Annotated in this window: 19 protein-coding genes and 1 tRNA gene; 12 read left to right on the top strand and 8 right to left on the bottom strand. The window is 59.5% G+C overall.

The features are described from left to right. Positions 1–156: 156 nt before the first annotated feature. From ACVW0Y_RS13880 to ACVW0Y_RS13865, 4 genes are all read left to right on the top strand, one after another. Positions 157–1,962 carry a phenylacyl-CoA dehydrogenase gene (locus tag ACVW0Y_RS13880; RefSeq protein WP_457438909.1) on the top strand — a complete coding sequence of 602 codons (1,806 nt, stop codon included), beginning with the start codon at positions 157–159 and terminating at the stop codon, positions 1,960–1,962. A 271-nt stretch (positions 1,963–2,233) separates the two neighbouring features. Continuing rightward, complete coding sequence (locus ACVW0Y_RS13875) at positions 2,234–3,535, top strand: diguanylate cyclase (RefSeq protein WP_457438908.1); 1,302 nt, start codon at positions 2,234–2,236, stop codon at positions 3,533–3,535. A 131-nt stretch (positions 3,536–3,666) separates the two neighbouring features. Continuing rightward, positions 3,667–5,460 carry an acyl-CoA dehydrogenase C-terminal domain-containing protein gene (locus ACVW0Y_RS13870; RefSeq protein WP_457438907.1) on the top strand — a complete coding sequence of 598 codons (1,794 nt, stop codon included), beginning with the start codon at positions 3,667–3,669 and terminating at the stop codon, positions 5,458–5,460. A gap of 275 nt (positions 5,461–5,735) precedes the next feature. Further along, the gene (locus ACVW0Y_RS13865) at positions 5,736–7,514 is read left to right on the top strand and encodes an acyl-CoA dehydrogenase C-terminal domain-containing protein (protein ID WP_457438906.1); all 1,779 of its coding nucleotides are present in this window, start codon (positions 5,736–5,738) and stop codon (positions 7,512–7,514) included. Positions 7,515–7,655: 141 nt separating this feature from the next. Here ACVW0Y_RS13865 and ACVW0Y_RS13860 read toward each other — a convergent pair whose 3' ends face one another. The 4 genes from ACVW0Y_RS13860 to ACVW0Y_RS13845 all read right to left on the bottom strand — a co-directional run bounded on the left by ACVW0Y_RS13860 (position 7,656) and on the right by ACVW0Y_RS13845 (position 11,203). Next, positions 7,656–8,315 (bottom strand): endonuclease, encoded by a 660-nt coding sequence (locus ACVW0Y_RS13860; RefSeq protein WP_457438905.1) that lies wholly within the window; start codon positions 8,313–8,315, stop codon positions 7,656–7,658. Positions 8,316–8,696: 381 nt separating this feature from the next. Continuing rightward, positions 8,697–9,452 (bottom strand): COG4705 family protein, encoded by a 756-nt coding sequence (locus tag ACVW0Y_RS13855; RefSeq protein WP_457438904.1) that lies wholly within the window; start codon positions 9,450–9,452, stop codon positions 8,697–8,699. Between the two features lie 216 nt (positions 9,453–9,668). Then, on the bottom strand, positions 9,669–10,229 hold the full coding sequence (locus tag ACVW0Y_RS13850) for an NADPH-dependent FMN reductase (protein ID WP_457438903.1): 561 nt from the start codon (positions 10,227–10,229) through the stop codon (positions 9,669–9,671). Between the two features lie 80 nt (positions 10,230–10,309). Next, the gene (locus ACVW0Y_RS13845; protein ID WP_457438902.1) at positions 10,310–11,203 is read right to left on the bottom strand and encodes a LysR family transcriptional regulator; all 894 of its coding nucleotides are present in this window, start codon (positions 11,201–11,203) and stop codon (positions 10,310–10,312) included. A 164-nt stretch (positions 11,204–11,367) separates the two neighbouring features. On the opposite strand from ACVW0Y_RS13845, the gene ACVW0Y_RS13840 reads away from it, so the two are divergent. From ACVW0Y_RS13840 to ACVW0Y_RS13830, 3 genes are all read left to right on the top strand, one after another. Continuing rightward, positions 11,368–12,462 carry an extracellular solute-binding protein gene (locus ACVW0Y_RS13840; RefSeq protein ID WP_457438901.1) on the top strand — a complete coding sequence of 365 codons (1,095 nt, stop codon included), beginning with the start codon at positions 11,368–11,370 and terminating at the stop codon, positions 12,460–12,462. Between the two features lie 14 nt (positions 12,463–12,476). After that, entirely contained in the window at positions 12,477–13,436 is a 960-nt protein-coding gene (gene speB / locus ACVW0Y_RS13835) for an agmatinase (protein WP_457438900.1), read from the top strand. 79 nt (positions 13,437–13,515) lie between these two features. Further along, on the top strand, positions 13,516–13,674 hold the full coding sequence (locus ACVW0Y_RS13830; RefSeq protein ID WP_074939855.1) for a YqaE/Pmp3 family membrane protein: 159 nt from the start codon (positions 13,516–13,518) through the stop codon (positions 13,672–13,674). Between the two features lie 184 nt (positions 13,675–13,858). Here the strand turns inward: ACVW0Y_RS13830 and ACVW0Y_RS13825 are convergent, their stop codons facing one another. After that, positions 13,859–14,368: a hypothetical protein gene (locus ACVW0Y_RS13825; protein ID WP_457438899.1), complete on the bottom strand. Its 510-nt coding sequence runs from the start codon at positions 14,366–14,368 to the stop codon at positions 13,859–13,861. Positions 14,369–14,466: 98 nt separating this feature from the next. Continuing rightward, positions 14,467–14,667 (bottom strand): YjfB family protein, encoded by a 201-nt coding sequence (locus ACVW0Y_RS13820; RefSeq protein ID WP_457438898.1) that lies wholly within the window; start codon positions 14,665–14,667, stop codon positions 14,467–14,469. A 363-nt stretch (positions 14,668–15,030) separates the two neighbouring features. On the opposite strand from ACVW0Y_RS13820, the gene ACVW0Y_RS13815 reads away from it, so the two are divergent. Beyond that, positions 15,031–16,869: a DUF3592 domain-containing protein gene (locus ACVW0Y_RS13815; protein WP_457438897.1), complete on the top strand. Its 1,839-nt coding sequence runs from the start codon at positions 15,031–15,033 to the stop codon at positions 16,867–16,869. 338 nt (positions 16,870–17,207) lie between these two features. Then, entirely contained in the window at positions 17,208–18,476 is a 1,269-nt protein-coding gene (locus tag ACVW0Y_RS13810) for a DNA cytosine methyltransferase (protein ID WP_457438896.1), read from the top strand. Between the two features lie 29 nt (positions 18,477–18,505). On the opposite strand, the gene ACVW0Y_RS13805 is transcribed toward ACVW0Y_RS13810, so the two are convergent. Both ACVW0Y_RS13805 and ACVW0Y_RS13800 read right to left on the bottom strand, forming a co-directional pair. Continuing rightward, the gene (locus ACVW0Y_RS13805; protein WP_457438895.1) at positions 18,506–19,084 is read right to left on the bottom strand and encodes a GIY-YIG nuclease family protein; all 579 of its coding nucleotides are present in this window, start codon (positions 19,082–19,084) and stop codon (positions 18,506–18,508) included. Positions 19,085–19,431: 347 nt separating this feature from the next. Then, positions 19,432–19,506, bottom strand: a tRNA-Leu gene (locus tag ACVW0Y_RS13800). A gap of 124 nt (positions 19,507–19,630) precedes the next feature. Here ACVW0Y_RS13800 and ACVW0Y_RS13795 point away from each other — a divergent pair. From ACVW0Y_RS13795 to ACVW0Y_RS13785, 3 genes are all read left to right on the top strand, one after another. Continuing rightward, positions 19,631–20,947, top strand: a complete 1,317-nt coding sequence (locus tag ACVW0Y_RS13795; protein WP_457438894.1) for a tyrosine-type recombinase/integrase — start codon at positions 19,631–19,633, stop codon at positions 20,945–20,947. After that, on the top strand, positions 20,944–21,363 hold the full coding sequence (locus tag ACVW0Y_RS13790) for a hypothetical protein (protein ID WP_457438893.1): 420 nt from the start codon (positions 20,944–20,946) through the stop codon (positions 21,361–21,363). The genes ACVW0Y_RS13795 and ACVW0Y_RS13790 overlap by 4 nt, the downstream gene beginning before the upstream one ends. A 671-nt stretch (positions 21,364–22,034) precedes the next feature. After that, complete coding sequence (locus tag ACVW0Y_RS13785; protein ID WP_457438892.1) at positions 22,035–22,460, top strand: hypothetical protein; 426 nt, start codon at positions 22,035–22,037, stop codon at positions 22,458–22,460. The last annotated feature ends 176 nt before the right edge of the window (positions 22,461–22,636 follow it).

The raw sequence follows: 22,636 nt of genomic DNA, 5'->3' as shown, positions 1-22,636 counted from the left end.
TGTAGGGGGATGCTTGACAAGGTTTCAGCGTAAACGTATGTTTCAAACGCCTGTTTGATTGCTGGGCTGATTCCTGGCCGCCGGGCAATCGAGAAAGATCTCGCACAAGACCGCCAAGCCGGTCTCCATCTAGGACCCATCGTAGAGGTTACCGCTATGCCTGATTACAAGGCCCCCTTGCGTGATATTCGTTTCGTACGTGACGAGTTGCTCGGCTACGAAGCGCACTATCAGAGCCTGCCGGCTTGCGCAGATGCTACCCCGGACATGGTCGACGCCATTCTCGAGGAAGGCGCCAAGTTTTGTGAGCAAGTGCTGTCGCCGCTGAACCGCGTTGGCGACCTGGAAGGCTGCACCTGGAGCGAGTCCGGCGTTAAAACCCCGACTGGTTTCAAAGAAGCGTACAAACAATACGTAGAAGGCGGCTGGCCAAGCCTGTCGCACGACGTGGACCACGGTGGCCAAGGCCTGCCGGAATCCCTGGGCCTGGTGCTCAGCGAAATGGTCGGCAGCTCGAACTGGTCGTGGGGCATGTACCCAGGCCTGTCGCACGGTGCAATGAACACCATCTCCGAGCACGGCACCGCGGAACAACAGCACACCTACCTGACCAAGCTGGTATCCGGCGAATGGACCGGCACCATGTGCCTGACCGAACCGCACTGCGGTACCGACCTGGGCATGCTGCGTACCAAAGCTGAACCGCAAGCGGACGGCTCGTACAAAGTTTCCGGCACCAAGATCTTCATTTCCGCTGGCGAACACGACATGGCCGATAACATCGTCCACATCGTTCTGGCTCGCCTGCCGGACGCCCCTCAGGGCACCAAAGGCATTTCGCTGTTCATCGTGCCGAAGTTCAACGTTAACGAAGACGGCACCGTCGGTTCGCGTAACGCCGTGTCCTGTGGCTCGCTCGAGCACAAGATGGGTATCCACGGTAACGCCACCTGCGTGATGAACTTCGACGGTGCCACTGGCTACCTGATCGGCCCAGCGAACAAAGGCCTGAACTGCATGTTCACCTTTATGAACACCGCTCGCCTGGGTACCGCGCTGCAAGGCCTGGCCCACGCTGAAGTCGGCTTCCAGGGCGGTCTGAAGTACGCTCGTGAGCGTCTGCAGATGCGTTCCCTGACTGGCCCGAAAGCGCCGGACAAAGCCGCTGACCCGATCATCGTGCACCCAGACGTACGTCGCATGCTGCTGACCATGAAAGCGTTCGCCGAAGGCAACCGCGCAATGGTCTACTTCACCGCTCAACAAGTTGACCTGGTGAAATACAGCCAAGACGAAGAAGTGAAGAAAAAAGCCGACGCTCTGCTGGCCTTCCTCACGCCGATCGCCAAAGCCTTTATGACCGAAGTCGGCTTCGAAGCCGCCAACCACGGCGTACAGATCTACGGTGGCCACGGCTTTATCGCCGAGTGGGGCATGGAGCAGAACGTTCGCGACAGCCGCATCTCCATGCTGTACGAAGGCACCACCGGTATTCAGGCGCTCGACCTGCTGGGTCGTAAAGTCCTGCAAACCCAAGGCGAAGCCCTGAAAGGCTTCACCAAGATCGTGCACAAGTTCATCCAGGCCAACGAAGGTAACGAGGCTGTCGCCGAGTTCACCGCTCCGCTGGCCAAGCTGAACAAAGAGTGGGGCGAGCTGACCATGAAAATTGGTATGGCCGCGATGAAAGACCGCGAAGAAGTGGGCGCTGCTTCGGTCGACTACCTGATGTACTCCGGCTACACCTGCCTGGCGTACTTCTGGGCCGACATGGCTCGCCTGGCTGCCGAGAAACTGGCTGCCGGCACCAACGAAGAAGCCTTCTACAAGGCCAAGCTGCAAACCGCGCGCTTCTACTTCCAGCGTATTCTGCCGCGCACCCGTGCACACGTAGAAGCCATGCTGTCCGGCGCCAACAACCTGATGGAACTGGCAGAAGAAGACTTCTCCCTGGGCTACTAAGGCGTAGCTGCTCCACCGGTTGAAAATAACCGCTCGCCCTAAAGGCGGGCGGTTTTTTTATGCCCGGGTATCGCTGTTTCGTAGGAGCGGCTTTTGTCGCGATGCGTTTTTGAGCAGAACAAAAGCATCGCGGCTAAAGCCGCTCCTACAGAAAGCTGTTTCGCTCTTAATTAGAGGAAATTGCGACAGGAAACGGTGCCGAACTCGCCAGAAATAGGCAAAATGCCCGCCGTTCGCCGCCTTCTCCTGGCGGCCTGTGGAACACGCCCCCGTGCATCGCTTGAAAGCCGTTCGTCTCAGCCATTTCCTCCCCTCCTTGCTGTTGCTGGTAGCAGGGATGGCGGCTGCCAGCCTGGCGCTGCTCAATGAGTTCTTCACCTCCCTGTTCAATGTGCTGCCGACCTTACTGTTGATCCTCGGTGGCGCCTTCTGCCTGATCTATTCCCGCCAGCGCGAGTTGTTCCTGATGGTGGTGGTGTATGGCGCATATTTTGTGCTCGACACCCAGGTCGACTTCTTCCGCGCCAATGGCAAAGCCCGTTCCGACACCGCGCTGGTGTTCCACCTGTGCAGTCTGTTGCTTCCGCTGCTGTATGGCATCTATGCCGCCTGGGTCGAGCGCACTCACCTGGTCCGCGACCTGGTGGCCCGCTCGGCGGTGTTGCTGGCAGTCGGCGCAGTGGTTATCGGCCTGGCGCAGCGCTACCCCGAAGGCATGCTCGAATGGCTGGCGCAGATCCGCTGGCCGTCGCTGCACGCCGACTGGATGAGCATGGTGCAACTGGCCTACCCGCTGTTCCTGCTGGCTTTTATCGGCCTGATCGCTCAGTACATTTATAAGCCGCGGCCGCTGCATGCGGCGCAGTTGGTCGGTTTGCTCGGCCTGTGCTGGATGCTGCCCAAGACCTTTCTGCTGCCCCATGGCCTGAACGTGATGAGCAGCCAGGTAATGCTTATTCTCGCCGTGGCGGTTGCCCACGAGGCTTACCAGATGGCCTTCCGCGACGAGCTCACCGGCCTGCCCGGTCGCCGTGCGCTCAATGAACGGCTGCCGCGTCTGGGTCGCAACTATGTGATCGCCATGGCCGACGTCGACCACTTCAAGAAATTCAACGACACCCACGGTCACGACGTCGGTGACCAGGTGCTGCGCGTGGTCGCCAGCCAGCTGCGCAGGATCGGCGGTGGTGGCAAGGCCTATCGATACGGTGGCGAGGAATTCACCCTGGTGTTCTCTGGCAAGACCCTGGAAGAGTGCAAGCCGCACCTGGAAGCGGTGCGCCAGCTGGTCGAGAGCTACGTGATCCAACTGCGCGACAAGGGCAGCCGCCCGCAGAACGATAACAAGGGCAAACAGCGCCGTGGCGCAGCGGCGGCCACCAGCGTGTCGGTAACCGTGAGCATCGGCGTGGCAGAAAAAGAAAGCGATCAGCGCACCCCGGAAGAGGTGATCAAGGCCGCCGACCGCGCGCTCTACGCGGCCAAGGCCGCCGGGCGCAACTGCGTGATCCAGCATGGCCAGAACCGTCGCGGCGCGGTGCGTGTGGCCGCCAGCAAAGCGCCTACGGCCTGATCGCCGGCATTAGTCTGGTGCGCTTATAGGCGCGCATTCAGCGGGCGCAAGGTCATTGTCCCAAGCAGCGGGGCGGCAGTAGTTTGTCGGCCTCGATGACGCTTACCGCGTCCCTGCCAAGGAGAATCTCCATGCCCGAATACAAGGCTCCGCTGCGCGACATGCGCTTTCTGGTCGACGAAGTTTTCGACTTCCACGCTGGCTATGCAGCCATGGGCGCAGTCGATGCTTCGCCGGACATGGTCAACGCCATCCTCGAAGAAGGTTCGAAGTTCTGCGAGCAGGTTATCGCTCCGCTGAACCGCTCCGGTGACGAAGAGGAATGCCACTTCGACAACGGCGTGGTTACCACTCCCAAAGGCTTCAAGGAAGCCTTTCAGCAGTTCGCCGATGGCGGCTGGATGAGCCTGTCGGTCGACCCGAACTACGGCGGCCAGGGCCTGCCGCACTCGCTGGGCCTGCTGTTCAGCGAAATGATCGGCTCCAGCAACTACGCCTGGGGCATGTACCCGGGCCTGACCCAAGGCGCTATGGCGGCCATTTACGCCCACGGTACCGAGGAACAGAAGCAGGCCTACCTGACGCGCATGACCGCCGCCAGCTGGACCGGCACCATGTGCCTCACCGAAGCCCACTGCGGCACGGACCTGGGCCTGATCAAAACCCGCGCCGTGCCACAGGCCGATGGCAGCTACGCCCTCTCCGGCAGCAAGATTTTCATCTCCTCCGGTGAGCACGACATGAGCGACAACATCGTCCACCTGGTACTGGCCAAGCTGCCGGATGCCCCAGCCGGCACCAAAGGTATCTCGCTGTTTATCGTGCCCAAGTTCCTCCCGGGCGCGGACGGTGAAGCCGGCGAGCGCAACGCTGTGAGCTGCGGCTCCATCGAGCACAAGATGGGCATCAAGGGCTCGGCCACCTGCGTGATCAACTTCGATAATGCCAAGGGCTTCCTCATCGGTGAACTGAACAAGGGCCTGAACTGCATGTTCACCATGATGAACCATGCACGCTTGGGCACCGGTATGCAGGGCCTGTGCCTGGGTGAAACCAGCTACCAGGGCGCGTTGAAATACGCCACCGAGCGTCTGCAAATGCGCTCGCTGACCGGTGCCAAAGCCCCGGAAAAATCGGCCGACCCGATCATCGTCCACCCGGACGTGCGGCGCATGCTGCTGACCATGAAAGCCTTCAACGAAGGTAACCGCGCGCTCTCCTACTTCTGCGCCCAGTTGCTCGACCAGTTGCATGCCGACACCGCCGAGCAGCGCCAGGAAGCCGAAGACCTGCTGGCCTTCCTGACCCCGATCTGCAAAGCCTTTATGACCGAGACGGGCCTTGAGGTGACCAACCACGGTATGCAGGTGTTTGGTGGCCACGGCTTTATCCGCGAATGGGGCATGGAGCAGCTGGTACGCGACTGCCGTATCGCCCTGCTGTACGAAGGCACCAACGGCATTCAGGCCCTCGATCTGCTGGGCCGTAAAGTGCTCGGCAGCCAGGGCAAACTGCTGCGCGGCTTTACCAAGCTGGTGCATAAGTTCTGCGAAGCCAACGCCGCTCATCCGCAGTTGCAAGGGCCATTCGCGCAACTGGCCGGCCTGAATAAAGAGTGGGGCGAGCTGACCACCAAGGTCGGCATGGCTGCCATGAAAAACCCGGACGAAGTGGGTGCTGCTGCCACCGACTACCTGATGTTCTCTGGCTATGTGGTGCTCGCTTACTTCTGGTTGCGCATGGCTGTCGTCGCCCAGCAGAAACTCGACGCTGGCAGCGGCGATGCTGCGTTCTACCAAGCCAAGCTGGCCACCGCCGACTTCTACTTCAAACGCCTGCTGCCGCGCACCCTGGTGCACCGTGCAGGGGTTGAAGCCGGCAGCGAAAGCCTGATGCAACTGAGCGCCGAGCAGTTCGCCGGCTAAGTGCCCAGGCTGAACAGGGCCCGCCCGTGTGGCGGGCTTTTTATTTGGTCACGGAAGCTCAACAGCATCGCGGCTGAAGCCGCTCCTACGGAGCGTGCAAGCCTGTAGGAGCGGCTTCAGCCGCGATGCTCCAGCGAAAATCGAGATCGGTCCGCGAGTCTGACTGGCCAGTCCGACCATGACCCTATGTGTCTGAAAAGTTGTTCGGTTAAACTCCGACACATGCCCCATACCGGCCGCTGGGCCGCATCGTTGGATCGTTCGAGGATCGCCACATGGCCGACTACAAAGCTCCCCTGCGCGATATGCGCTTTGTCCTCAATGAAGTATTTGAGGTTTCCAAACTCTGGCAGCAGCTGCCTGCGCTGGCAGAAGTCGTCGATGCGGACACGGCCGAGGCGATCCTCGAAGAAGCCGGCAAGGTCACTGCAAAAACCATCGCCCCGCTGAACCGCAGCGGTGATGAAGAAGGCTGCCGCTGGAACAACACCGTGGTGAGTACCCCGGCTGGTTTCCCCGAGGCCTACAAGATTTACGGCGAAGGCGGCTGGGTAGGCGTGGGCGGCGACCCCACCTACGGCGGTATGGGCATGCCCAAGGTGCTCGGCGCGCAGGTTGAGGAAATGCTCAACGCCGCCAACCTGTCGTTCGGCCTGTACCCGATGCTGACCGCCGGTGCCTGCCTGTCGATCAATGCCCACGCCAGCGCCGAGCTGAAAGAAACCTACCTGCCGAATATGTATGCCGGCGTCTGGGCAGGCTCCATGTGCCTGACCGAGCCGCACTCGGGTACCGACCTGGGCATCATTCGCACCAAGGCCGAGCCGCAGGCTGACGGCTCGTTCAAAGTCACCGGCACCAAGATCTTTATCACCGGTGGCGAGCACGACCTGACCGACAACATCATCCACCTGGTACTGGCCAAACTGCCGGACGCCCCAGCGGGCTCCAAAGGCATTTCGCTGTTCCTGGTGCCCAAGTTCATGGTCAATGCCGATGGCAGCTTGGGCGAGCGCAACACTGTTACTTGCGGCTCCATCGAACACAAGATGGGCATCCAGGGTTCGGCTACCTGCGTAATGAACTTCGACGGTGCCACCGGCTATATCATCGACGGCCCGAACAAAGGCCTGGCGGCGATGTTCACCATGATGAACTACGAACGTCTGGGCGTAGGCATCCAGGGCCTGGCCGCTGGCGAACGCTCCTACCAGAGCGCCGTTGAATACGCCCGTGATCGTCTGCAAAGCCGTGCGCCAACCGGCCCGGTGGCCAAAGACAAAGTCGCCGACCCGATCATCGTGCACCCGGACGTACGCCGCATGCTGCTGACCATGAAGGCCAGCAACGAAGGTGGTCGTGCGTTCTCCAGCTACGTGGCGATGCAGCTCGACACCGCCAAGTTCAGCGAAGACCCCACCACCCGCAAGCGTGCGGAAGAGCTGGTGGCGTTGCTGACCCCGATCGCCAAAGCGTTCCTTACCGACCTCGGTCTGGAAACCACCGTGCACGGCCAGCAGATCTTCGGCGGCCACGGCTTTATCCGTGAGTGGGGCCAGGAGCAATTGGTGCGCGACGTGCGCATCACTCAGATCTACGAAGGCACCAACGGCATTCAGGCTCTCGACCTGGTTGGCCGTAAAATCGTCGGCAGCGGTGGCGCGTTCTACAAGCACTTCGCCGATGAAATCAAAGCCTTCACCGGCAGCGCCGATGCCTCGCTGGCCGAGTTCATCGAACCGTTGAAAGCGGCCGTCGCCAACCTCGATGACCTGACCGCCTGGCTGCTGGAAAGCGCCAAGGGCAACCCGAATGAAATCGGCGCGGCCTCGGTGGAATACCTGCACGTGTTCGGTTACACGGCCTATGCCTATATGTGGGCACTGATGGCGCGTGCCGCACTGGGCAAGGAAGGTCAGGACGAGTTCTACGCCAGCAAACTGGGCACCGCGCGTTTCTACTTCGCCCGTCTGCTGCCGCGTATCCACTCGCTGACCGCTTCGGTCAAAGCCGGTAGCGAGTCGCTGTTCCTACTGGATGCCGCGCAGTTCTGATGTCAGCTCAACGCTGACAAAAAAGCCCCGCACATGCGGGGCTTTTTGTTGTTGGTTGGTTTGCAGGCCGGGCCAATCGCGGCTGAAGCCGCTCCTACGGATTGTGCGATTTCGTAGGAGCGGCTTCAGCCGCGATTGGTTTTACTCCTGAGTCAATTGATCCGCTGCCGCCGGCGCATCGATATACCGATTGCGGGTGCCTTGCAGCGTTTCAATCTGGTCGTTGCGGGCCTTTTCCTCGGCATCTGGCGGATCAATCTGGTTCCACTTTTTGTACATCTGCAGCTGGCCGACAATCGGCAGGCCGTATTCGCTACGCATATAAAAAATCGCCCGGGCGACGTTGCCCTTCGCCGAGTCGGGCGGTTCGATCAACTGGAAGCTGGCTTTGAGCTGACAGCCGATATCGCTGAACTTGCTCGATACCCCTTCACCCAGTTCGCCGAACTGCGCGTTGCGCCGCGCCAGTTCCACCAGGCTGAGGGCCGGGTACATGTTGTGCAGGTCGCTCAACATAAAGGGATATTGCGGGTTGGCGGTGGTGCATTGCTCGTCGGTGACGCAGCGCAACGCCGACTTGATCTGCTTGACGGTGTACACCAGGCTGGCCGTCACCTGGCCGCGCTCGCCAGTAAACGGCTTGGCGCAATAGAGCGTGGTACCGCCTTTGGCGTACAGCTGTTTCCAGAAGAATTGATCGACGGCGATCTTGGCGTCGGAGAGCTGATTTTGCCCGCCAGCGAAGGCGGTGGAACAAGCGCAAAACATCAGACCAGCGAAGGCAACTGCTACTGCGCGCATGAGACTGAACCCCAGGGAACTGCTGTGTCGACGTTGTTATGGTTTTGTTGGTTTGTAGGACAAAGCGAGTCTAACAAGAGCCAGTTCACAAAATAAAGCCGACATAAGGGATGGTTTAAATCTGTGTAAGCGAAGGCTTACAAAGCGTGCTGCTAATTGCCGCTATCGCCTGTAACAGAGCCTCGCTAATCTCCTGCCCATGGACGTTGCGCAGGAAGCGCCTAGGAACGAACAGGGATACGCTGGATTTCCATCAGGACGATGGATGATTACGGATGTCAGGACACAGTCTGCAAAGCCCCGCTTCGGCGGGGTTTTCTTTTTTCCGGCAGACAAAAAAACACCGACTTTGCGTCGGTGTTTTTGTTTGTGCAGGTTCTGCTACGCCGCCTCGAGCGCCGCCTGACTGTCACGGCGATTCTTGTGCACCGTGGCAGCCACCACCAGCACCAGCAGGATCACCGCCAGCACCGCCGAGGAGCCGATAGTGCCGAAGTCCAGGCCGCCTTTCTCGTGCGGCTTGGTCAGCACGTCGCCAAGGGTAGCGCCGAACGGACGGGTGAGCACAAAGGCCAGCCAGAACAGCAGCACCGAGGAGATACGGGTGTAGAAGTGCAGCAGTACCACCACCGCGATGGTGCTGCCGATCAACAGCGCGCCACCGGCGAAACCCAAGCCTGAATCGTCCGCCAGGTAGTCACCCAGCGCGGTACCCAGGGTGTTGGAGAACAGTATCGCGATCCAGTAGAACAGCTCGCCCTTGAAGGTGCGCACGTGGTCAACCGACAGCGAGCCTTCGCTCCAGCGCCAGACGGCCAGAGTAACCAGCAGGATGCTGATCAATAGCGCCGAGCCGGTGGCATAACCCAGGCCCAGGGTGCGGTCCATAAAGTCCGACATGGTGGTGCCGGCGGTGCTGGTGGAGAGAATCACGATCCAGTACAGCATCGGGTTGTAGGTTTTGGCTTTGAGCTGGGTAACCAGAGTGATCAGGAACACGCTGATCAAAATCAGCGAGCTGATGGCGTAGCCCACGTTGAGGGTCATCGACAGCAAGTCACCGGCGGTTTCGCCGAGAGTGGTTGCGCATATTTTCATGACCCAGAAGGCCAGGGTGATCTGTGGAAGTTTATTCATCTGCATGCATTCCTGAGCCGGCGGATTGAGGTTCCAGTGGCCTCCGGTGCGCGCTGGCACGACTACAGAAAGCAGGAGACGTTACTGGATGTGTCGGCGGCAGGATGGGGGCGCGGGAGTGAAAAAAAGGTCAACGCGGCATGAAAAAAACATCAGGCGGAGAAAAAGCGTGAAATCGCCGGGTCTGGCCATTGCGGGCAGACCCGGCAGGCAGGTTCAAGCCTTGCTGTGCAGGGCGACCCATTGCGCATAGGTGTCGATGAACTTCTGCAGGAAGGGTTTGATGCCATCGCCGAGCTTGCCGTCCTCAGCGAAGAAGCTACCGGCACCGCCCAGGTAGGCTTCTGGCTGCTGCAGCATATGCACGTCGAGAAACACCATCGACTGGCGCAGATGATGGTTGGCACCAAAGCCGCCCACTGCGCCTGGCGAAGCACTGACCACCGCACCGGCCTTGCCGCTGAACACGCTTTGACCGTAAGGCCGCGAGCCGACATCAATGGCGTTTTTCAGCGGTGCCGGCACCGAGCGGTTGTACTCCGGGGTGATAAACAGCAGCGCTTCGGCGGCTTTCACTTTGTCCCGGAAGGCAGTGTAAGCGGCGGGTGCCGGGCTGACGTCGATGTCTTCGTTGTACAGCGGCAGGTCGCCGATTTCGACAATCTCCAACTGCAACGATGGCGGTGCCAATTCGGCCAGGGCCAGGGCCAACTTGCGGTTGATCGAGGCTTTACGCAGGCTGCCAACCAATACCGCGACGCGATAAACCTTGCTCATGGTGACTCCTCAGGCGGGATGGAAAAGGGTGAGCTAGGAACTATAGCTGGCCTTTGCGGCTGCACCGCCCGGCCTAGAGCCTACGCAAACGCGGCGAACAGGTCGGCGACAAACGCCTTCTGCGCCTCGCTCGGTTGGCGACCGCGATGACTGCCCAGATAGAAATTCACGCTGAACCCCAGCTGCTTGGGCAACAGCGCCCGCAGTCGTCCGGCCGCCACCCAGGGCGCGGCGATATGGGTCGGTAGATAGCCGAGGTGGGCACCGGACAAGACAAAGGCCAGGGTGCCTTCCACCTGCTCACTGCGGGCGCTGCTGACCTGCGCCTGCCAGGGATCGTCGGCTTGGTCGAAGCGGTAGGGGTATTTCACCCCGTCCTGCGTGCGCAACTGTTCCAGCGTCACTGTCTGGTGCGCGAACAGCGGGTGGCCCTCGGCGCAGTACAGCGCCTGTTCCTCGGCGAACAACAGCTGATGATCGATGGCCGCCTGCACCCCGGAAAAATAGCCGATGGCCAGGTGCATCTGGTCCTGCAACAAACGCCGTTCCAGCTCAGCCGGGGCGGCGCTACGCAGTTCGATCTGCACGGCCTGATTGCGCTGGCGGAAACGGCGAATGGCCTCGCTGACCTTGCCCAGCACCTGTGGGTCCAGGGCTTCGGACAAGCCGATGCACAGATCACCGAGCAGCTTATCGGCCATACCCTGGGCTTCGTTCTTGAACACATCCAGCGCAGTGAACAACTTGCGGGTGGCCAGCAGCACCTCTTCGCCTTTGGGCGTCAGGCGAAAGCCGGCTTTGCCACGCTCGCACAGGCGAAATCCCAGGCGCGTTTCCAGCTTGGCCATCTGCGTGCTGATGGTCGATTGACCAATCCCCAGCTCGCCTTGCGCGGCGCTGAAGCCGCCGTTTTCGACCACGGTAATAAACAGCCGCAGCAGTTGCAGATCAAGGTCGCGTACCTGGCTGAGCATGGCGATTCCAAACATTGATAAGGTGCGATGCCAGGGTATATCACTTTGCATTTATTCGAAGCAAAGCGCGGCGCAGTATCAACGCCATCCAGAGCTTCCCGCCACCGCTGAGTGGCGACATTCGAGAAGCGCGGTCACCGTCATCTGCCCAGGAGATCACCACCATGCGAATTGCCGCGTGCGCTTTACTGCTGGCCGCCACTTTGCCGCTGCACCTGCAGGCCGTTGCCGAAGAAAAAGCCCTGAATATCTACAACTGGTCGGAGTACATCGGCCCTGAAGCGTTGAAGAACTTTCAGGCCGAGACCGGCATTCAGATCAAATACGATGTGTTCGACAGCCCCGAAGCGCTGGATAGCAAACTGCTCACCGGCGGCAGCGGCTACGACCTGGTGTTTCCTTCCTCCAGCGGCCTGGCGCGTGCGATCAAGGCCAAGGCGGTGCAGCCGATCGCAGCCGGTGGCCTGAAGCTGTACAGCAACCTCGACGCCGACCTGCTGAGCAAGCTCGCCACCTCCGATCCCGGCAACCGCTACGGCGTGCCATATACCTGGGGCACTATCGGCCTGGGGCTGAACAAGGACGCGGTGAGCAAGCGCCTGGGCAACGACGTGCCCCTCAATAGCCTCGATTTGCTGTTCAAACCGCAATACGCCAGCAAGCTGAAAGACTGCGGAATTGGCGTGCTCGACTCGCCGCAGGAAGTCATCAGCCTGGCCCTCAACTACCTCGGTCATGACCCTTACAGCACCCAGGTGGCGGATCTCAAAGAGGTGCAGCAACTGCTCGCCGCCCTGCAGCCGAACGTGCGCTATGTGGCCTCCGGCCGGCAGATCGATGACCTGGCCAAAGGCGAGGTGTGCATGGCCCTCAGCTACAGCGGCGATGCCGCCACTGCCGCCGCTCGAGCCGTGGAGGCCAAGCAGCCGTTCGAAGTGGTGTACCGCATTCCCCGCGAGGGCACCCTGGTGTGGTTCGACACCATGGCCATTCCGGTCGACGCCCCGCACCCGCAGGCGGCGCTGGCCTTTATCAACTACATGCTGCGTCCCGAGGCGATAGCCGAGGTCACCAACAGCGTGTTCTTCGCCAACGCCAACAGCGCCGCCACCGCTTTGGTCGATCCGGCGGTGGCCAGCGACCCGGATATCTACCCGCCCGCCGACGTACGTACCCACCTGTTCAGCGAACAGATGCAAAGCCTGCCGGCGCAACGTGAACGCACACGCCTGTGGACTGCCTTTCGCAGCCACTACTGATAAGGAGAACCTGCATGGATCAGGCAAGCCGCAATGACCAAGCCATCACCCGTGAAAGCCTCTACGGCACCGCCGCCGAGTCCACCTACGGTGGCATCATCAGCTTTATGCGCCGCCGCTACAGCCGCGACCTGCGCGGTGTCGACGTGGTGGTCAGCGGCGTGCCTTTCGACACCGCCACCACCAACCGCCCCGGCACCCGTTTCGGCCCGCGGGCGATTCGTGCGGCGTCCACGCAAATGGCCTGGGCGCGCCCTTCGGCCTGGGAGTTCGACCCCTTCGACGAACTGGCCGTGATCGATTACGGCGACTGTGATTTCGACCATGGTCAACCGCAGCTCACCCCCGGCACCATCGAGGCCCACGCCGACCAGATCCTCGCCGCCGGCTGCGCCATGCTCACCCTGGGCGGCGACCACTTCATCAGTTATCCGCTGCTCAAAGCCCACGCGAAACAGCACGGCAGCCTGTCGCTGATCCACTTCGACGCCCACAGCGATACCTGGCCGGATGAAGAGGTGCAACGCATCGACCACGGCACCATGTTCTACCACGCTGCCCGTGAGGGCCTGGTCGCCCCGGCGCGCTCGGTACAGATCGGCCTGCGCACCACCAATGATGACGTCATGGGCTTTCAGGTGCTGGATGCCCGCCATGTACACCGCCACACCCCGGAGCAGATCGCCGAACAGATACGCGCCCGCGTCGGTGACAACCCGGTGTACCTGACGTTTGATATCGATTGTCTGGACCCGGCGTTTGCCCCGGGCACCGGCACCCCGGTATGCGGCGGCCTGAGCAGTCATCAGGCGCTGGAAATCCTCCGCGGCCTGCGCGGCATCAATCTGGTGGGCATGGATGTGGTGGAGGTGGCACCGCCCTACGACCACGCCGAAGTCACCGCCCTGGCCGGTGCCACCATCGCCATGGAGATGCTCTGCCTGTACGCGGCGAAACATACGCACAAAGCTTGAGCCTCCAGTTAGGTTGAACCGCAGAGGCGGGAAGCGGGTCGGTTATGAGGTATGTTTTCAACTGAAAGGAACTGACTTCATGGACCTGATCCGCATCCTGATCGCCATCCTCCTGCCGCCGCTGGGGGTGTTTCTGCAAGTGGGATTTGGTGGTGCCTTCTGGCTGAATATTCTGCTGACCCTGTGCGGCTATATCCCGGGCATCGTTCACGCCGTGTACATCATCGCCAAGCGTTGAACCGTATTCACCTATCAGCCCCACGCCGTCGTCCCAGCGCAGGCTGGGACCCCGAATGCTGCGACGGGCTCGGTATTTAGGTTCGCTTCGCAAACCTGTGTCCCAGCCTGCGCTGGGACGACGGTGGAAAATCTTCGCCGAACAAAAAGCCCCGCAATGGCGGGGCTTTTTGTTCGGCGGGTGATTACTGCTGCAGCGTTAGCTGAATATCGCCACCCAAATCATCCGCCAACAACCCCAGCGAGAAACCTGAGATCGAGGCAATCGTGCCGCGCCACAGCAACCCTTCAGTGGCCGGCATCTGCCCGGACGGCGTGCTCAGCTTGGCGTCCTTCAAATGCAGGTACTGCACCGGCGGCGGAACCTCATCATTCGACGTCGGCAACCGCGCCTTGCCCAACTCCGCATAGTGCGCCCGCAAGCGGTCCGCCTCAGCCAGCGGCCACGAGCTGGCAAACGACTCGCCAAACAAGCGGAAATACTGCTCCACGCTGATCAAAATGCCCGAAATCACACCGGCCGGGGTCGACAAGGTAATACCCACCTGCAACTCGGTTCCGTTGGTTAGCTGCACCAGATCCTGCAAAAACCAGTCGGTGGTCCGACCGTGCCAGGTCATGTCCTTCATCACCGGGTCCACCAGATCCCCGGCCACTTGTTGATGCCAACTGGGTTTTGCGCTGTCCTGAGTCATCTTCGCTCCTGCTGCCAGCAAAGGCAGTTTCAGTCGTTACGGGTGTCTTGTTATCAGCCCAGTGTAGGCAATGCGCCACACAGAAGGCCAATATGCCGTCAGACCATTACATCAATGGCATTGCCCAGATTGGGTGGGTTGCTGCCTAGCGAAGACATATCCGGAATCGCCTGAATCAGCTGTAGCGCGCTTTCCGACTGGATATCCAGGGCTTTGTTGAGCGTCAGGATCGACACATCGGAAGCGGTCTTCGCCATCTTCGCATTCGAAACAGCAGCGGCAATATTGGAAAGCTCCATGCCGTACCTCCGTAGGAAACAGTTACCTAAGGTCGACTGGCCGGTCGGTACCTAAGTTCAAAGTAGGTACGCACGCCAGGCGAGGTTGAACAACGCCTATCGGCAGCCAGGCGGCACTCTGGAGGGGCCGTTGGTCTGTAGGCCCCAAAGACGGGAATACGCGCCGGGCGGCTGTAGGATTCGTAGACAGGGCGCTGGCGCTTTAGTAGCGTTCAGCCTTGCCCAGGAACCGTCGCCCAGCGCGATACCACGTGAAAGGACTCTCTATGCTCGTCCGCGCATTGCCGGCTATTCCCCGTTTGTTTGTATGCCCCGTTGTTGTGTTCGGGCCTCTTGATTCTGGCAAACAGGGCGGGCAGTAACATGGCGATAAAGCGTGGTTGTGCCCTGTTTCTGTTGGCGTTGGCAGCGCTGTTCCTGTTCGGCTTCTTCTCCTCGGTGGCGCGCACGCTGTGGTTTGTCGCCCATGCCGAGGTGCACAGCGCCACGGTCAGTGACTACCGCAACGCCCAGCGCGACCCGCAGCGCCCGCCGCTGTATGTACCGCTGCTGGCCTACCAACGCGACGGTCAGCAAGTGGTTGCCAGCGCCCATGATTCGTCCCGCGAAAAGCCCTATGCAGTGGGCGAGCAACTGAGCATCTACGTCGACCCCAATGCCCCCGAACGCGCCATGATTCGTTCGCTGTCGAGCCTGCTGAGTACGCCGCTCTTTGCGCTGCTGATGGCCTATATCTTTGCCTGGGGCAGTGGCGTGATCCACCGCAGCCTGCCGGCAATGCCCGAACAGCAGAGCGGCGGCAAAGTGGATGCGTTCTACGCTCGCTACGGCCACTACCTGAAACCGACCACGCTGATCCTGATTCTGCTGTTCCTGCCATTGCTGGCCTTTGTCAGCGTATTTACCTTTCTCGCCCCGCGCCTGATTCCCTCGTTACGTCGCAGCAAGCGTGACAGCGAGGCTCTGGTGAAAGCGCTCGAAACCAACGGCTTCTTCAAGCTGGAGCACCAGCCGCTGCCGTTGCCAGCGTTCAAAAAACATATCCAGCAGTACTACGCCTTGCACCTGGCGGACTACCGCGTGTGTAACAGCGGCACAGGTACCTTCGCCGAGCGGGTGCAAAGCATGGCGGCCTGGTTCGGCCGACGCGGCATCGACCTCAACGTGCGTGTTGGCAAGCAGCCCGGCGAACTGCACTACGGCGAAAACGGCGTGCTGCGTCTGCATGGTCTCGACGATGAGGGTGGCCAGGACGTCGATGTGCGTCAGATCGATCTGGCGCTGGCCCGGCTGTTCAATCGCTGGCTGATCCAACTAGGGCGCCCCGAGCGCCTTTACGTGCCATTCCCTTATGGCGAAATGGTCATGCTCAGCGAAGCCCTGCACCGCGTGCTGCTCGAATCCCCAGTATTTCCACGCGAACGCGTGCCCCTGAGCGTTGGCAGCGAAGGCGAAAACAACATCGCCCGCCTCGCCAAAGCCCAGGAGCACCCACTGGCCTGGCGCTACCACCGCCTGTTCAAACTGAACGGCGACACCCTCGGCGGCCTCACTGGCGAAAACTTCGCCACACAACTCCAGCAACAACTAAGCGCCGGCGGCATTCACGTGGGTGCTGCGCTGGGCGAGACGCCGCAGGGACGAATCTACGCGCTGAACGGCATCGACACCGTCGCGACCGAGCCCCAACTGCTGCTCTACGTCCTGACGGCTGAAGCCTACGCGCGTGCAGACACGATCCCGGACCTGGCCCGCCACCACGGCAAACCCGCCAGCCAAGGCCTGCTGCTGCCCACACCACGACAAGTGAGTGCCGACAATCGCCTGGTCTACAGCGAAAACGGCAGCGCCATCGACCTGCTGGACCTCAACACCCAAACCATCTCCCGCATCGCCGAGCCAGACGAGTGTCGCTCCTATATGGACATGACCCTCGACGAAAGCGGCCGCTGGCTCCTGTACTGGTACATCAACGAAGACCTCGACTTCCCGATGATGACCCTCCACGACCTGCACACCCACCGCAGCACCGAAGTGGATTACCGCCCGCTGATTGACTACCGCTTCGACACGTTGCGCTGGCAGCAGGCACCTACCTTGTTCAGCATGAATAACCAACTTACCGAGAGCCAGGATGACTGGCGGCTTGATCCTGCTAGTGGGGAGTTGGAGGCAGTGGCTATAGAAGAGGCGAGTGTCTGAGGAGGGCTGCACCGCCGCTGCCCTAACTTTTGCTGCGCCATACGGGGTCAGGTTTGGAGCGTCCACTTTGCTGATGACGCGACAGCGGTCAGGTTCCAATAGGGGGCCATAACTCCTAAGTTCGGACGCGCATAAAACTCGCAAAGCGTACCCCGCAAGAAGCTGCGTAAGAGTTGACAAGCGCTGTCAGCTCGGTATTCTCGCGGAGCCTAAATTTGGCGCCATACGCCGGATACATCATGAGTCAGACCCCAGACTACCGTACAAGTCTTCGCCTTACCCATACGCAGCATGAAGCGCTAACAAACCTGTGTCATGCGGACGGGGGCAAAGTGACCATGAGTACCTGGATCACTCGAGCAATCGATGAAAAAATCCAGCGTGATACACAGCTGGCTCAAACCCGGCCATCGCATGATGCTCGGTTGGGACGTCGATTTTACGAGTTCTTTGCCGGTGGGGGGATGGCGCGTGCAGGTTTAGGAGAAGGCTGGGACTGCCTTTTCGCGAATGACTTCGACCCCATGAAGGGGCGCGCATATCGCGATAACTGGGAGGGAGGCTTGGATTTGCTGGTGGAGGATATTAATAAAATCACCACCCAGCAGCTGCCAGATCAAGCCGACCTGGTGTGGGCCTCCTTTCCGTGCCAAGACCTTTCACTAGCAGGTATCTACAAAGGAATTGGACGTCAACAGGACGAGCGGCAGACCCGTTCCGGGACATTTTGGCCGTTCTGGCAGCTCATGCGTGATCTGGCGGCAGAAGAACGTGCGCCTAAAGTGATCGTGCTGGAAAACGTCTATGGCGTCCTGACCTCCAACAATGGCGAGGACTTCGCCGCCATCGGCTCAGTGCTCTCGGATGCCGGCTACCGATTTGGCGCAATGGTGATAGATGCGCGTCATTTTGTGCCGCAGTCGCGTCCCCGTGTCTTTATTGTCGGGGTACGGCCTGAGGTAGAGCTTCCAGCAACCTTGATCTCCCCTGTTCCCGTCCAGCCTTGGCACCCGGAACGTATGTTGAAAGCCTACGCCGCGCTGCCGGAGCAGGCCCAGCAGGCTTGGCTGTGGTGGAATTTGCCAGTCCCTAAAGAACGGGTTACGACCTTTATTGATCTGGTCGAAGAATCCCCTGAGGGGGTGAAGTGGGACAGCGCGGAGAAAACGAAACAGCTTCTCGCCATGATGAGTCCTACCAATCTCGAAAAAGTACACGCAGCGCAAAAAACGGGCAGGCGCATGGTAGGTGGCCTGTACAAGCGTACGCGCCTCGATGAGCAGGGCAACAAGGTGCAGCGCGCCGAAGTTCGCTTCGACGACATTGCCGGTTGTTTACGCACCCCGGCTGGTGGGTCGAGCCGGCAAGTTATTCTGATTGTCGAAGGGCAGAAGATTCGCTCACGCTTGGTGTCTCCGCGCGAAGCGGCGCGCCTAATGGGGCTTGAAGATACCTACAAGCTCCCAAGTAACTATAACGATGCATACCACGTGGTCGGAGACGGCGTGGCTGTTCCTGTAGTGCGTCACCTGGCAGAGTTTATTTTTGAGGCGATTCTGTCCGACACCGGTGGACTTGTTTCCGTGCAAAAACACGAGCTCGCGTGATGAGTGTTCAACCACCGGCGTTTCAGGTATCAGTCGGTGTCGCTCCCTTCGTCAGGCTGAGCCTCCGCAAGCCCTAGCAAGGTTTTGTGGTATTTCTGCAGGCGGAGAAAGTGAGCTTCCATAGCTCGTGCTATCTGAGGCGAGTTCTTGACGGCAAGAAAATGGCCGACCATCTGCGCGTAATGGTCTGCCTGGCGAGGCAATCTCTGCGTCGGATCCCTGCGCTTTTTAAGTTCATCATCTGGCATAACTTGAACCCTTTGATAGGGCTCTGGGGGACTGCCATAGTTTTTGCTTTGAGGAACGGTGCCGTTTATAAGCGGGGACGTCCGACTGAACTCATGAAACAGTTGCGCTTCAAGATCGTTGATGGCGTCCTTTGAGGCTTCGGGATACGTCCAAACGTATGCAATTTCCCACACATCGATCTGTCTATTGGCAATGATGTCTGAGCGCGCAGATGTCAGGTGCCTTGCCACTCGCTTGCGAATTCCGTCTTTCGATTGACCAACGTAAATTGGAATTTCGTCTAGGTCGCAAAGTGCATAGACACCGGTACCCGTGGTCAGCGTTCCAACCGCTTTTTTCCTGAAAGCAAAGTCCGTCATCTCTATCCTGGATTAACTGTGTTTGGTCGGGCGCGAAGTTCATCAGCATGCACATGCCGGTAAAGGTGAAGCATCACCTAAACGCTCGGTTGGGCTGAAGCCCACTTCTAAACCGTCAGTCCTGCGAAGGTTTTTCGGATCTTACCTAAAGTGATGGCAGATTGCCCGGGCATGTCGGTGGCCCATTGTCCGTTGGCAGCAAGCTAGGTATTGGGCTGGGCTGAGGCCATCGTCGAAGACGCGCTCCTCGACAATGAGTAGGCGGCAATTTGGCTTACGATCCAATTTTCAGCCGCTTTTGAAAAACAAAAGACACAAAAAAGCCGCGCAATGCGCGGCTTTGAATGTGGTGGGCCCACACGGACTTGAACCGTGGACCAAAGGATTATGAGTCCTCGTAAATCGATAACCCAAAACACCCCAAAACGTTGATGATATATGGCCTGTAGGCTAGTATTTACGGGGTTATTGGTTCCGGCTTCGTTGATCTTTATTCCACTAGATATTGGCCGGATGCTTACAAAGTGCTTACAAAGATTGGGTGTTATGGGGCAGATAAAACGGATTGGGCTGACGGTAAAACGAATCAATGATTTGGTGCCGCCGACCGCTGTAGGCGCTCAGGACTTCCATTGGAGCGCATCGCAAGCCGGGTTGGCTGTTCGCGTGACAGCTGGCAAAAAGGCGTTCATCTGGCAAGGCCGCTACTTGGGCAAGGTCGTTCGCATCACGATTGGTGATTGGCCCGGGAAAAGCATTGCGGATGCGGAAGTCGTGGCTCGCCGCTTTCAGGCCGAGCTGGACGCAGGCCGAGATCCACGTCAGCTGAAGAAGGACAACGAAGCTGCCGCTGCCGCCGCTTCTGAGTTGGCTCGGCAGCAGGTGGTCACGCTGCGTCAGGCTTGGGCGGACTACCTGAAGGACCGTCAGCCTCACTGGGGCGAAACGCACTATCAGGATCATGTGAAGCTAGCTCAGCCGGGCGGGGAAAAACGCAAGCGAGGTGACGGCAAAACAGTGCCCGGGCCGCTGCACGCGCTGATGCAATTACCTTTGTCTGCCCTCAGCGGAGAGGCTGTTGAGCGCTGGGCGGCGAAGGAGGGCGCTACGCGACCTACGCGCGCCAGGCTGGCTATGCGCTGTCTGAAGGCATTTCTGCGTTGGGCCGCAGATGAGCCAGAGTATCGGGCCCTGGTGGCCGGCGATCAGGCGATCACGAAGCGCGCGCGTGAAAGGCTGGGCCGCGCGGAGGCGAAACGGGGCTGTTTGTTGAAGGAGCAACTGCCAGCTTGGTTCGCGGCCGTGCGCGGTCTGGATAATCTCGTTATCAGTGCGTATCTGCAGACGCTGCTGCTCGTTGGTTCGCGCCCTAGCGAGCTTATGGATCTCAAATGGGGCGATATCGAGTGGAAGTGGTCGAGTCTGACGATACGCGATAAAGACGCCAGTAAAGGTGGCCGAGATGGCACGCGAACTATTCCGTTGACCCCCTACGTCGCCCAGTTATTGCGCGCTTTGCCGAAGCGTAATCAGTGGGTTTTTTCTAGTCCTACTAGCGCCACGGGCCGCATCTCCGAAGCCAACCATGCGCTCGACCGCGTCTGTCGCGTTGCGGGCGTGCAAGTCACGCCGCATGACTTGCGTCGCTCGTTTGTGAGTCTGTCTGAGTGGCTGGAGCTGCCATCTGGCGTGGTTGCCCAGATTGGAGGTCACAAGCCTAGCGCTACGCAGGAAAGGCATTACAAGGTCCGGCCATTGGATTTGCTGCGTTTACATCATGAGCGGTTCGAGTCGTGGATGCTGGAGGAGGCAGGACTGTCAGTCCTGATCAATGATGGGCAGCGTTTGAGGAGAGTGCAATGAATGGCGAGCAGAAAACCAAGCTGGTGACATACAAAACAAGTCGTGCCGAGTGCGAGTTGGAATTACCCGTTGATGCCAAAGGAGAGTTACTCCCAGGTCTTGAGTCATTCGAAACAATCGGGGGATTGTCCAACCTGTTGGACTCTGTTGTCGAGCAAGTGCTTGCTGGCGAGGTCGTCGGCTTGGCAGACAGTAAAGCCTTGAGCTTGCTTATGTGTTTTTTGCTTGATCACTTGGTAGGACCTCAGCTGCTGACAGTGCTTCGGGCACATCGGCGTTCGCAAACTCATGATAGTGGCCGGGTCCTCTGGGCCCTTGAGTTGTTGGTCCAACTAGCTAGCGCAGATCCTGGCGACGGAAATATTTCCAGCCTTGAGCGGCAAGGTCGGCGCGCTAAGAAAATTTTGTCGGAGTAACCATAGCGGACACCTATCCGAGGATGGGTGTCCGCTAGCTTGTGGACCTGGATGGTTGGGTGCGGATAATGACGAACCCGAGGGCCAGCCGATCTGGCTCGCCAACGGGGGTGCACATGAATACTTTCCAAACTTTGGACGCGATCGACCGGCCAACTCTGACCACGGCCGAGGCGGCACATTTTTTAAATCGCAAGCAGCAGACCTTGCGCAACTGGGCCATTCGCAATGATGGACCGGTTAAGTGCGTGCGTATCGGTGGCCGACTCGCGTGGCCAACTGCTGAAGTTCGCTCACTCCTTGATGTAGCTCGACCAGGCAAATCAGCGGCATAAAAAAGCCGGACGTGGGCGCGTCCGGCGGTGCCAAGCACTTCCGTCAAAAAGTGCTAGGCGCGCAAATTGTCGCGCTTTATCCGGCCTTCGACAAATATCGAGGCTGTTTCGATGATTCTTCATGATGAGAAAAAGGGCCCTAGCGGGCCAGCTGAGCTTCACTGCGCGCCAGCGAGCAAGGTTTCCCGCTTCAACGCATTGGGCGACAAGCCTGGACAGCGAAGTGGTTTCGCGGTTTGGCTCCCCGACGGCGAGTTACTGCTGACGGCGGCGCATCCACATAGCACTCTCATTATTCATGCTGCCGGCCATGGTCGCCGGCAGGGTGGGTGAGGCATGCCGCGTTCACGGAATATCAAGCCGGCCTTCTTCAAAAACGAAAAGTTAGCTGATTTGGACGCATTTGATCGCCTGCTTTTTGTCGGTCTCTGGTGTCTTGCTGATCGAGAGGGGCGACTCGAAAACCGCCCTAAACGAATCAAGATCGAGCTGTTTCCCTGCGATGGCTATGACGTCGAATCGGGGATTGTGGCGTTGGAACAAGCGGGCTTTATCGAGCGATACGGCGTCGGGAGCTGTGCTGTGATTCACGTGGTGAACTTCTCGAAGCACCAGAGGCCGCACGGTACCGAGAAGGATAGTGAGCTACCAGACAGGAACGGTGAATTAACCGTTAACGAACGCAAAAAGAACGGTTATGCCACGGGGGCGCAACACAAGGTAAACGCTTCTCCAACTGTCAGGCCACTCCCTGATTCCTGATTCCTGAAACCTGAAACCTGAAACCTGAAACCTGATTCAGCCCTCGCCCCTCCGCTCTTGCTTTGCCAGGACGATTTAAAAAATCGTGGACTTTGATCTTGGCCCGAGTGGGGCCCCGCTTGCGGGGTCGAGGGCCGTGCGGTTGCCAGCAGATGGTTTTTCATTCGTAAGCGAGG

The organism is Pseudomonas sp. TE3786 (genome assembly GCF_054057335.1).
Note: the sequence above shows the minus strand (reverse complement) of the source record. Positions and strands in the feature narration are given on the sequence as shown.